This is a genomic window from Desulfotruncus arcticus DSM 17038 (genome assembly GCF_900113335.1).
Classification (GTDB): Bacteria; Bacillota; Desulfotomaculia; order Desulfotomaculales; family Desulfallaceae; genus Desulfotruncus; species Desulfotruncus arcticus.
Genome location: NZ_FOOX01000003.1, coordinates 148,332 through 159,669, shown reverse-complemented (window position 1 = coordinate 159,669; position 11,338 = coordinate 148,332). Strand labels below are relative to the sequence as shown.

Annotated in this window: 11 protein-coding genes; 5 read left to right on the top strand and 6 right to left on the bottom strand. The window is 45.6% G+C overall.

The annotated features are described in order from the left end of the window. Window positions 1–9: 9 nt before the first annotated feature. The 3 genes from BM056_RS05530 to spoIIP all read left to right on the top strand — a co-directional run bounded on the left by BM056_RS05530 (window position 10) and on the right by spoIIP (window position 3,666). Complete coding sequence (locus BM056_RS05530; RefSeq protein WP_092469540.1) at window positions 10–267, top strand: DUF1294 domain-containing protein; 258 nt, start codon at window positions 10–12, stop codon at window positions 265–267. Between the two features lie 24 nt (window positions 268–291). After that, window positions 292–2,382, top strand: coding sequence for an acetate--CoA ligase family protein (locus BM056_RS05525; RefSeq protein WP_092469537.1), 2,091 nt, complete (start codon window positions 292–294; stop codon window positions 2,380–2,382). A 96-nt stretch (window positions 2,383–2,478) separates the two neighbouring features. Continuing rightward, entirely contained in the window at window positions 2,479–3,666 is a 1,188-nt protein-coding gene (gene spoIIP, locus BM056_RS05520) for a stage II sporulation protein P (protein ID WP_092469535.1), read from the top strand. A gap of 207 nt (window positions 3,667–3,873) precedes the next feature. On the opposite strand, the gene BM056_RS27180 is transcribed toward spoIIP, so the two are convergent. After that, window positions 3,874–4,002 (bottom strand): hypothetical protein, encoded by a 129-nt coding sequence (locus tag BM056_RS27180; protein ID WP_274377522.1) that lies wholly within the window; start codon window positions 4,000–4,002, stop codon window positions 3,874–3,876. A gap of 146 nt (window positions 4,003–4,148) precedes the next feature. On the opposite strand from BM056_RS27180, the gene lgt reads away from it, so the two are divergent. Together lgt and BM056_RS05510 are read left to right on the top strand one after the other, a co-directional pair. Beyond that, window positions 4,149–4,916, top strand: a complete 768-nt coding sequence (gene lgt, locus BM056_RS05515; protein ID WP_092469532.1) for a prolipoprotein diacylglyceryl transferase — start codon at window positions 4,149–4,151, stop codon at window positions 4,914–4,916. 396 nt (window positions 4,917–5,312) lie between these two features. Beyond that, a complete protein-coding gene (locus tag BM056_RS05510; protein ID WP_165613394.1) occupies window positions 5,313–5,831 on the top strand; it encodes a DUF3231 family protein in 519 nt (172 codons plus the stop codon). On the opposite strand, the gene BM056_RS05505 is transcribed toward BM056_RS05510, so the two are convergent. The 5 genes from BM056_RS05505 to BM056_RS05485 form a co-directional block, all read right to left on the bottom strand. Continuing rightward, window positions 5,821–6,810, bottom strand: coding sequence for a prenyltransferase/squalene oxidase repeat-containing protein (locus BM056_RS05505; protein WP_092469528.1), 990 nt, complete (start codon window positions 6,808–6,810; stop codon window positions 5,821–5,823). The two genes, BM056_RS05510 and BM056_RS05505, sit on opposite strands and share 11 nt — an antisense overlap. After that, window positions 6,807–7,532, bottom strand: a complete 726-nt coding sequence (locus BM056_RS05500) for an ECF transporter S component (protein WP_092469526.1) — start codon at window positions 7,530–7,532, stop codon at window positions 6,807–6,809. Before BM056_RS05500 ends, BM056_RS05505 begins: the two co-directional genes overlap by 4 nt. Next, on the bottom strand, window positions 7,519–9,198 hold the full coding sequence (locus BM056_RS05495) for an ABC transporter ATP-binding protein (protein ID WP_092469524.1): 1,680 nt from the start codon (window positions 9,196–9,198) through the stop codon (window positions 7,519–7,521). The genes BM056_RS05500 and BM056_RS05495 overlap by 14 nt, the downstream gene beginning before the upstream one ends. After that, window positions 9,171–10,091 (bottom strand): energy-coupling factor transporter transmembrane component T, encoded by a 921-nt coding sequence (locus tag BM056_RS05490; protein ID WP_092469522.1) that lies wholly within the window; start codon window positions 10,089–10,091, stop codon window positions 9,171–9,173. Before BM056_RS05490 ends, BM056_RS05495 begins: the two co-directional genes overlap by 28 nt. A gap of 61 nt (window positions 10,092–10,152) precedes the next feature. Continuing rightward, on the bottom strand, window positions 10,153–11,322 hold the full coding sequence (locus tag BM056_RS05485; protein WP_092469520.1) for a DUF4430 domain-containing protein: 1,170 nt from the start codon (window positions 11,320–11,322) through the stop codon (window positions 10,153–10,155). Window positions 11,323–11,338: the final 16 nt, after the last annotated feature.

Genomic DNA, 11,338 nt, shown 5'->3' with positions numbered 1-11,338 from the left:
GTGATATAGTTGTTTACAACATATATTTTGACTGTCAACTTAATTTCTTTTCTCCTGTTTGGCCTGGACAAGCGCCGGGCCAAACAAGGCAGGTGGCGTATTCCTGAAAAGACACTTTTCACACTGGCGCTGGTTGGGGGAACGCCGGGAGCCCTGGCCGGAATGCGCTTATTCCGGCATAAAACCCGCCATCGCGCATTTGCCCTGGGTCTGCCGGTAATTTTACTGGTACAATTATTGCTTGCATACTATTACTACTATATGTAATTCCATGTGCACAGGAGGGTTACCATGGGGTTTACCTATGAGCAATATCAAAAACTAATCTCGCCGGCATCAGTGGTCCTGGCAGGAGTCACCAGCCGGCTTGGCCAGGACAGCAACAACCCGCTGGAAATGCTGCTGAGTTCCGGCTATAAAGGTAAGATATACGCCGTAAACCCACACGCTGACGAGATCCTGGGCGTCAAAGTTCACCGCAGCGTATTGGAGCTGCCGGAGATTCCTGATCTGGCAGTTATTTGCGCGCCCAGGGATGTCGTACCTGCCATTTTTGAAGATTGCGCCCGCCGTGGCATTAAGCTTGTGATTATTGTAGCCCAGGGCTTTACAGACGGGGATGCCGCGGGACGGGAGCTGCAAAAACAAATCAGCCGGTTGTCCCGCAGGGAGAGTATTCGCGTTCTGGGGCCCAACACGCTGGGGATAGTCAATAATTTTGCGAGTTTTAGCACATCGTTTATGAAATTTATCAACCGGACAGGCCCGGTGGGAATATTGTGTCAGTCCGGCATTTTCATGACGGCATCGGAAATTTTTTCGGGCGGCATTGGCATTGGTATAGACACCGGCAATACTTCCGACCTTGATTTTGCCAATATGCTGCCCCATTTAGCCGCCGACCCCCGCATTGGTGTAATCAACCTGCACCTGGAAGGCATGGGCGACGGCCGTAAATTTATGGCTGCGGCAGCTGCCGCCTCCCGAAAAAAGCCGGTGCTGGCGCTAAAGACGGGACGCAGTAAAGCCGGCGCCCGGGCGGCCGGTTCCCATACGGGCTCACTTGCTGGTGAAGACGCGGTGTTTGACGCGGCACTAAAGCAGTCGGGGGTAATCCGGGTTATTGACGTTGAGGAGTTAAGCGATTACAACAGGGTTTTTCGCACCCTACCCCTGATGCGGGGTCCCCGGGTTGGCGTTGTCACCATTACCGGCGGCGGAGGCATCATTGCCGTTGACGCCTGTGCCCGTTATGGGCTAACGATTGCCGAATACAGCCCGCAAACCATGCAGGTGCTGAAAAAGTTTTTCCCCGATTGGATGGAACCGGGCAACCCGGTCGACATATGGCCGGCCAGCATGCTGCACGGCTACGGCAGCATTTATCGCCTTGTCCTGGAAACTGTCTTAAAGGATCCCGGAGTGGACGGGGTGATTTGTATCACCTCCGCCTGGACCGAGGATAATTTCCTGGATGTTTCAGACATAATCGCCGAAGCGGCCGGGTCCGCCTCAAAACCGGTTACACTATGGGCCCTGGGCAGCCGCTGGCAGGAATATGCCGCCAAATTGGAAAAGCAGGACACACTGGTGGTTTTCCCGTCGGCAAACAGAGCAGCCAGGTCCTTGGCCGCCTTATACCGGCAAAACTTGATTCAACAAAGGGAAATTCCCCACCAGAATTATAAACTTAAAAACAGCACAAACTTGCAGGTTAATCCAACTTACCAACCCAGTCTTTTGAATTACGGAGAAACAATGAATTTGTTAAAGCAATACGGCATTCCCGTGGCTGGTTGGTCAAAGGCCGCAACCGGGGAACAGGCAGTCCGGGCAGCCGAAGAATTAGGTTACCCGGTGGCGCTTAAAATTGACGGTAAAGGAATTGCTCACAAATCTGATATTGGCGGAGTAGCTTTAAATATCAGTACCGCCGAGGAATTGCTTTCCGCCTGGAAACAAATGATGAGCACCGTAAGGGCAGCGCTTCCAGAAGCGCAAATTGATGGGGTTATCATCCAAAAACATTTATCCGGAGGTACGGAGGTGCTTTTAGGAGCAAAACGGGACCCGCAATTCGGGCCGGTGGTACTTTGCGGAGCCGGGGGCATTTTTACCGAAATAATGAGCGATACTACTATGCGCATACCTCCTCTGACCCGTAATGAAATACTGGAAATGCTGCAGGAAATAAAACTATACCAGCTGCTGGAAGGTGCCAGGGGCAAGCCGGCTGCCGACATGGAGCAGCTAATCGGAACAATTACCGCCTTTTGCCGGTTAATCATGGAAGAACCAAGGATCGCCGAAATCGACATTAACCCACTGCTGGCCGGTCCACACAAAATTGCGGCACTGGATGCCCGAATCTATGTATATTAAAAAAAGCGCACAAGCGCTTTTTTTAGTTTTTAAATAAGTCGCCGCCAAGCAGGTAACACTAAACACAGAAACGGAAAAAAGGCTGGTGGCGAATAAATGCGCTTCTTTATTTTTATATTGGCTGCCCTGATGTTTTGGCCGGCCTCTAGCACGGCAGGAGACTTCTCCGATAATGACCACATACCGGGTCGCAATTATAAAGTGATGATTGGTGATCAATTATTAACGGTTACTTCACGACAGCCTTATCAGGACGATGAAATTTTTTTCCCCGATGGGCGCCATTACAGAATTAAGGATCACAAAGGTACAATATACCAGGCGGTTTCAATGGGCAAGGATAAAACCTTGCTTGGATTAAACGAGTATTTTGCCAACCTTGAAGCGGTTCCTGTTGCCACACAGGAACCGTCCGGGCGTCCTATTGCCATCTACCACACCCATACTGATGAATCTTATCTCCCATCTGATGGCAAAGCTTCTATTCCCTACCACGGCGGGATCTACCAGGTTGGGGAAAAGTTTAATCAAAAGCTTGAAGCTAACAATGTTAATACCAAGCTTGATAAAACACCCCATGACCCTCATGATGCAAACGCGTATATGCGTTCCCGGCGGACAGCTGTTAAACTGCTCAAAGAAAACCCGGCAGCTATGTTCGATATCCACCGTGACGGAGTGGATGACCCTAATGTTTACCGTGAAGATATTAAAGGTATTAAAATCAGCCAACTGCAGCTCATCGTTGGCAGACAAAACCCTAAAATGCACGCTAATTTGGATTTCGCCAAACGGCTGTTATCTTACTCCAACAAAAAGTATCCGGGCCTGGTAAAAAGTATTTATCTTGCCCATGGAAATTACAACCAGGATCTGCTTCCCACCGCCCTGCTGATCGAAGCCGGAACTTACACTAACTATAAGTCAACCGCTGAAGATGGTATAGCTCTGTTTGCCGGCATTGTGCCCGAAATGATGGGACTGATGAATCAACCCGGCCAACCGGCTCACCCCCCGGAATCAAACCGGGCACCGTTAAAAACTACTGCATTTATCATCATGCTGGTTTTAGTGGCGGGAGCAGCCTTTGTAGCCATTAATGCAGGTCCCGATGAGCTGGAAAAATTAAGACAACGAATTACCGGCCGGGTACCGATTGAAAAAGTACAACCCTATTTGGCAAGGGCCGGTGCAACACTGGACACCGGTGCCAATAGGATTAAAGAAAAATCGGCACACGTGTCCCGAAGAGCTTTCAAACACTGGTTGAAACAAGAGAAATAAACCTGAAGTTGGGAGAATTAAAGAAACACTGGTTAACCCGTGTCCCGATGAAATGCTACTGCCCCAGGACCTACTTATTGTGTGCGGGCCGGCGGAAAATCTGGCTGACCTGGAAAAATTGGCGGCGGGGAAATTCAAGGTCCGGTGACAACCCTTTCCGGTATGTAAAAAAGTTCACCCTCATGGGTGAACTTTATAGTTTAACGTTTATTCGCTTCTTTCAGGCTGTTTATTTGGTTTAACATTAGGGTTAATCTCTTTAGTCAGTGGCTTTGCAAATTCGTAGCTAAAACTGGTCGGGCTACCTTTCTTTTTAAATTTGTCTTTATCTTTCACCATAATCCCTCCTTTCTTCAGTCAGTATGACAAAAAAAGCTATAATTATACACTTATGAGATTAGGGGCATGGTCTTTTCAGTTGAATAGCATTTTTATCCTCCAGTATGATAAAATACATCAGATAAAACTACGGAGGTATGCACATGATTAATCCCATTGCCGTTAATATTGGCCCGGTACCCGTGAGGTGGTACGGAATTATTATGGCCTCTGCTTTTATAATCGGTATATACCTGGCTTACCGCAGGGCAGAGCGAAACAACATCGACCCCAACCATATACTAAACATGATTACGCTAATCATTCCGGCTTCAATTATAGGAGCGCGAATGTATTATGTGATTTTTGCCTGGGATAACTACCGCAACAATCCCATTGATGCTTTGGCCATCTGGCACGGAGGACTGGCCATTCATGGCGGCATTATCGGAGGGTTGCTGGCAGGGCTTTTTTACATTAGCCGGTATAAACTTCCTGTGTGGAAAATTGCAGACATATTGGCACCAAGTTTAATCCTGGGACAGGCCATCGGGAGATGGGGCAATTTTATCAACCAGGAAGCTCACGGGGGGCCGGTAACAGAACAATTTATCAGCCATTTTCCCGCCTTTATTAAAAACCAAATGTACATTAACGGCAGTTATTATCACCCTACTTTTCTTTATGAATCAATATGGAACTTTTTAGTGTTTTTATTTCTAATGTGGCGCTGGCCCCGGAAAAAAATTCAGGGGGAAATTGCCTTGCTGTACCTGATCCTGTATTCTGCAGGGCGGTTCTGGATTGAGGCAATGCGCACCGACAGTTTGATGCTCGGTCCCTTACGGGTGGCACAATTGGTTAGTATAGTGCTGATCATAACCGGAATTTCAGGCTTGTATTTTTTATATCGTAAAAAAAGCCACATTTAAACTTACAGGCCGGTTTAAAACCGGCCGTTTTAGTATATAAAAAAATTTTATCTCGTTAACCGCCGCTAAGACTCCCGCCTTTACAGGCGGGAGTTAAGCGGCGATAAACTCGAAATAAGTGCGACTAAGGTTCAGGTGGGGTTTTAACCTCACCTGAACCAAGTCTTCTTTATAAAAAAAACAACCCTGGTTTTAGGGTTGCAGCATTACATATAACTATTAATAAATTAGCGGAAAATTTTCATTCAGGTAAGTACTTCGACAGAATTCTATATAATCCTGCAAAATATAATTATTTTTTAAATACATCTTATACATTTCAATTAATTTCTTTGTAAAACGTATAAAGCATATTGATCTTTTTTTTTTGGCAAAATAATTATTGAGGTGATCATTTTGAAAATATTACAGCTTCTAGAAAGCATTATCGACACTGGTAAAGCGCCACAGCTTTTGCAAAGGGAAATAAATGTACTTGAAGTGAGCAATCTATGGCTTGAACTAGCTTATAGATACGATGTCATGGAAGAAACACAAATTTTATTAAACTATGTCGAAGATGCCGATTTAAAAGCCGTTTTGCAATTAGGAATTAAAAGGCTTAATAAACAAATCAACATGCTTGAGCAATGGATGAAAGATTACGCTATACCTACAGCGAATAGACATCGTGCCGTAGTTGCCGACGCCGTCAAACCAGAAGTTGTAACAGACAAATATATCTTTTTACGAATATTTTCCGGTATACAGTCATTTTTAAGTATTCATATCAATGCTTTTATACAAGCTCCCTCACCAAAATTAAGAGAAGTATTTAGAGAATTTTTATTAGAAGAAATTGGCATTTATGATAAAATTATTGAATACGGTAAGCTTAAAAATTGGATTTCCGAACCACCTGCTTTTAGAGTTTAACTGGTTCTTGGCCGTCGCGCAGTTTTTGGTATATTGACTGACCGGTATAATAATCTACTAAAGCTACTAAAGCCTGGGAGGTAGCCATAACATTAGGAATTTTCTCAGGTCCGTGGGAAAAAGCCCCATTATCCAACCGGAACTGCAATAATCCAGTTAACGGGTTGCCGCCATTTTTGACCCATGCGTCTCCGGTTGGATCTATACCCAGCATGGTCAGTGCTTGGATTACTTGAGCGCATGATTCCGCCGTGGGAATACCCCAGGCGCCAAATGACCCGTCATCGTTTTGTTGTTGTCTTAAATAAGCAAGGGCTTTTTGCACCGGATCGCAGGCAGCGTCCTGCCCAAGACAGGCCATGGCAATAATAGCCATAGCTGTCATATCAATATCTGATTCTTTTATTTCAGTGTCAATGCTAAATCCGCCGTCAGCGTTCTGATGTTCCACCAACCATTGTAATGCTTTTTCGCTATTAGGTATTTCCTGCCCTGCCGCATATAAGGAAATAACCCCCCAGATATGTGCGTTAACCATTCTAGCACCTTCACCGGACAGCGAATCGGCAAATTTACCATTAGCTTGTTGAGAGGCTATTTCACTTTCCAGCAGTTTTTTATTCCCATAAGCATTAGGACTTTTACCTGCTGCCAGCGCCCCTAAAATACTGCGCTGGTAATCGGTATTTTTAAATTCTGAGATCATTTCGCCCCTGGCAATTTGCGCTTCCCTTATTTTGGCAAATGAACCAACATCTTTACCGGCACCATAAAGCCCAATCATACCCCATTCCATAATTCCTTCATAATCAGACGCCAGCATCTCTTTTTCTAAAAATTGGGCCGTCTTGGTTATGGTTTTTGGCAATTCCAGGCTCTCCCGACCCGTACTGCCCGGCGCTGCGGACGGTAAAACAGTCAATGCCATGGCTACGATTAACAATGTTATTGATAAAATGCTTTTTTTAGTCTTCCTCATATCGACTCCTCCTTTAATTCATCAACTTTGAGGTATTCCACCTGCAATCTGTTTTTAAAGCGCTCCATGACCCTGATTAATTCCCGGCCCATAAACCACATAAATACTCCGTTGCCTACTCCATGCAAAGTATCAAACCAGATAGCGGCAGCATATGTAGCGGTAAAAGTTTGCCAAGTTAATGGATATATAAATGTAAGCCAGTGCCATGTATTCATGATCAGGCCATAAAAATAGCCCCAAAGCACGGCGAAAATCAGCAGCAGCAGGCGAGAAAGATTTTTCCCAAAATGCCGCCATAAACCAGCCGTTAACCCGGCCAGGCCCCAGGCCACCATCTGCCACGGAGTCCATGGTCCCAGCCCCAAAAAGAAACTGGACGTTAAAGCAGCCAGCGCGCCTACCGCAAATCCCGCCCCCGGGCCAAATACGTAACCGGATATGATTACTAAAAAAGTAGTTGGCTGGACATTGGGTATGACAGCAAAGGGCACTCTGCCCAAAGCAGCAATGGCTGACAATGTAGCCAGCAAAGCTATTTCCTTTGTGGAATGCCTTTTATTTTCCCAATATCCTAAAAAACCAAAAATGCTTAGTAATGCCAAGCCTAAAGCAATCAGGGACCAATTCAAATTCCAGTCCGGGTGGGCTTGAACTTGCAGAGCTATCAATATTAAAAAACTAATTACATAAATAATAAAAATAATTTTACCCCACTTCATAGCTACACCATTTAATTAGGTCTAAAGCATCCTGCAAGGTAATAACTCCATCATAAAATCCCCGGAACAATTTATTTATCTGTGAAGCGTAGTATAAAGAATTATTCATAACCTGCCGTTTCTTACCGTCGGCAACTATTTCTCCGTCAAACATTAATAACACACGGTGAGCATATTCCGACACGAATTCAATATCATGCGTCACCATAATGATAGCTACACCATCCGCCAGCAAATCCAGCAAAATCAATCCCAATTTTTCCTTCAGCAAAGAGTCCAACCCTCGCGTGGGTTCATCAAGCAATAGCAGTTGGGGCTTCAACACCAGCACCGACGCCAGGGCTACCCGCTGACGCTCCCCCCCGCTCAAATCCCTGGGATTGGCATCTTTAACATGGGCTAACGCCAACTTTTGCAAAGTTTTTTCCAGCAGATCCCCGGATTTAATACCTCTTACTGATAATCCAAAAGCCACTTCTTGATAAACCGTATCATGAAACAAATAATCATTGGGATTTTGGGACAGGTAGCCTACAGTGCCTGCCAACTCATCAACCCTCGTTTTACTGATGTTTTTACCGTGAAGGACAATTTTACCCTTCTGAGGACGCAGTAAACCGCAAATATTTTTTAGTAAAGTGCTTTTTCCACCCCCGTTTTCTCCAATCAAAGCTAAAAATTCCCCCGCCCGCACCTGCAAAGAAATGTCTTTTAAAGCAGGTTCCCAGGCTCCGGGATAAGAAAAAGAAATATTGCTAATCGCCAATAATTTATCCGGTTCATGAACCAATTTTCTATGTACCTCCGTATCACCCCCTGACAGAGAACCGGCGCTCCGCATGCCAGACCACATGGAACGCAGTTTCTGCCTGCCTTCACTAACGGTAAGAGGTATAACAGTACTTTTCGCACAGGCAAAAAATCGCGGCAACGGAGGTAAAAAAGGGCTTTTTCTTTGCAAGCCAAACCATACAGCTTCCTGGGGACTGGAATTATTAATCAACCGTCCCTCTTCCATAATCAACACCCTTTGGGCCAGGTGAAAACATCTTTCCAGTCGTTGTTCCACCAGTACCACAGTAAGGCCCAGATCCTCATTCATTCTCCTGATATTGGTAAGCAATTCCTCCGCGGCCACCGGGTCCAGTTGGGAAGTAGGCTCATCTAAAAGCAGCACTTTAGGCTGCATTGCCAGTATCGAAGCCAGTACCACTGTTTGTTTCTGGCCGCCGGAAAGATCATAAGTAGACATTTTTTTCAAAGAAGCAACATTTAAAAAATCCATTACTTCAGCTACCCGGCGTTTCATTTCCGCCAGGCCTATTCCGATATTTTCCAGACCAAACGCTATTTCTCTTTCAACATTTGTCATCACCAACTGCTGTTCAGGGTCCTGAAAAATAAAACCTATTTCCCCGGCCAGCTTTTTTTTGTCCCAATCCCTAACATTTTTTCCCTGACAGCACACTCTGCCGGATATCCTACCGCCGTAGAAGTCCGGCACCAGCCCGGACAGGGCTCTGAGCAAGGTAGATTTACCACATCCCGACCCTCCGACCAATAATACAAATTCACCTTCATTGATTTCCAGATTAACCCTGCATAAAGCCGGTTTGTTTACTCCCCCATAGTAGTAGGTTAGATTCTCCACTTCAAGTAAGGCCAATACACCCACCCCCAATTTAACAGCAACGGCAATGACAGGAAAACAATTAAAAAAACCATTACAATCATTTGCTCCGGCATCCCCCAAAGAGCGCCTAAACCGGGATAAAACTCAAAACACGCCCATTGCTTAACCATTAACACCACACCGGTCAATGCCGCAGCACCACTGGCCAACAGTACGATAATATCCCGAAGCTTTATTTTTTCCCTGGTATAATAACTGCGTCTTCCGCTGCCGTATGCCCGGCTTTGTATAGCCTCGGCGATGTTAAAGGCATTTTCCAAAGATGACATCAGCAGCACTTTGATTAATGGATAATAACTTGCTATCTTTTCCTTTAAATTACGGTGATCAAATTTTACTCCACGGGTTTGCTGCACTTCCTTAATATTTTTCAACTGTAAGACCAAATAAGGAATCATTCTGGTTGTCAGGGTCATCAGCATTACCGAACCCGGCGCCAACCGGGCAAAAAAGGAAAACGCCCGGTCGGGATTCATAGCCCGGTTATATAAAAAAAACGTTGTTATTATGACTATAAGCCGGAACCCCATATCAATCCCGTACAAAAGCGCTTCCAAAGTAAAAGTAACACATCCCACCACGGGTATGGCCGGACCGCTCCAAAGCACAGTATTCCCCAGTTTGTTAAACAGCGGGTTGATCAAAATAATCAACAATACCATGATGGTAAAAAATAGAATATATTTTTTATACTCAGAAAACCCTGCCAGCAGTTTTACTTTTATTAACAAAATAAGATAAAAAGCCAGTAATAAAACAGGGTGATTGCAAGCCAAAGTTAAAAACATCACCACGCTGAAATAGGCAATTAAAGCAACAGGATGCAGGGTTTGCAGGAACAATTTGGGGTCCTGGTAAAAGTACATGATTGTTTCACCTTCATAGATAGATTAAACTGCACCTAAATTGCATAAAAACAGCGGTAACCTAATTGGCCGGAACCGCTATAACTTGGCCATCCACCACAAGAGCGCCAAAATGTTGTTTCACCGCACCGGTGTTTTCAGTTAGAATCTTTACCGCGCTCTCCAACCCGTTTTGATCCAGACCGGTAACCAACCATACAGGGGAAGAATCACCCATGCCTGTGCCCGTGGCTATTATAGCCCCAACATTTTCATTAAATCGCCGTGATATTGTTCCATTTGTACTCAGGGCAGCAAAATAGTCCGAAGCAAGCTCTACAAACAAACCAGTTTTGTGGCGCTGCTTTTGCATTCCTTGCCAGTACGGGCTTTTTTCCAATTCGTGCCACAGGCCCACAACCAGGGTAATTTTTTTATTTTCAGCCAGCAAATCCTCATCGTATGGGTTTACTTCAATATCTTTAGCCCCCAGGTTGCGCAAATATAGTGCTAATTGTTGGCCCAGGCTTTCACATCCCGATGTAGCCAACACCATCGTTCCTGGATTAACACCGCGATAACCGCTGCGAAAGGGCTCCGGAAAGGCGCCGATCACGGCCGGGGTAAATACGGTAGAACCCCAATCATGGTAATCCCACCAAATAATCTCTCCGGAAACAGGCCGGTAATCCATTGCTCCCACCGCTGTAATGATCCCGTTCATATAATAAAACCAGTCCTTTTTCTTTTTATCGGCTCCCGTATAGCCTGAAGCCAGGCCATTGATAGATTCCACAAATCCTCCGCCATATTGGGTTTTTACTTGCAAATTATCCTGTAAAATACTCATCACCGATTCACCCGATGCCCGGGGAACCTCCCGGGCAAATATTTCCTCCCCGGCGAAATCACTGGTTACCCAGAGGCTGACTATAGGGCCGGATGATGGTTCGTTTGGAATAAACGTCGCCTCAGCACCCTCAGGTTCCTGCCGGGAGGTACTGTTTTCTTTTGGGGGGGTCTGGTGCCCACCCGGCTTCTGCGCCGTCTCTTCAGCCGATTTTACCGGCTGACGGCCATTTTCAGCCGGGTTTTCCGTTTCAATGACATTTTGTAAACCAGTGTCTTCATTAACAGCCGCATTTTGGTGGGGTGAATTTTCCTCACCGTTGTTTTTATCCAAAGCATCGCTGCCACAGCCGGCGCAGGCCAGGGCAGTCAACAGCAGCATTACCAGAAACAGCCGTTTCATATTCAGCCTCCTCTAA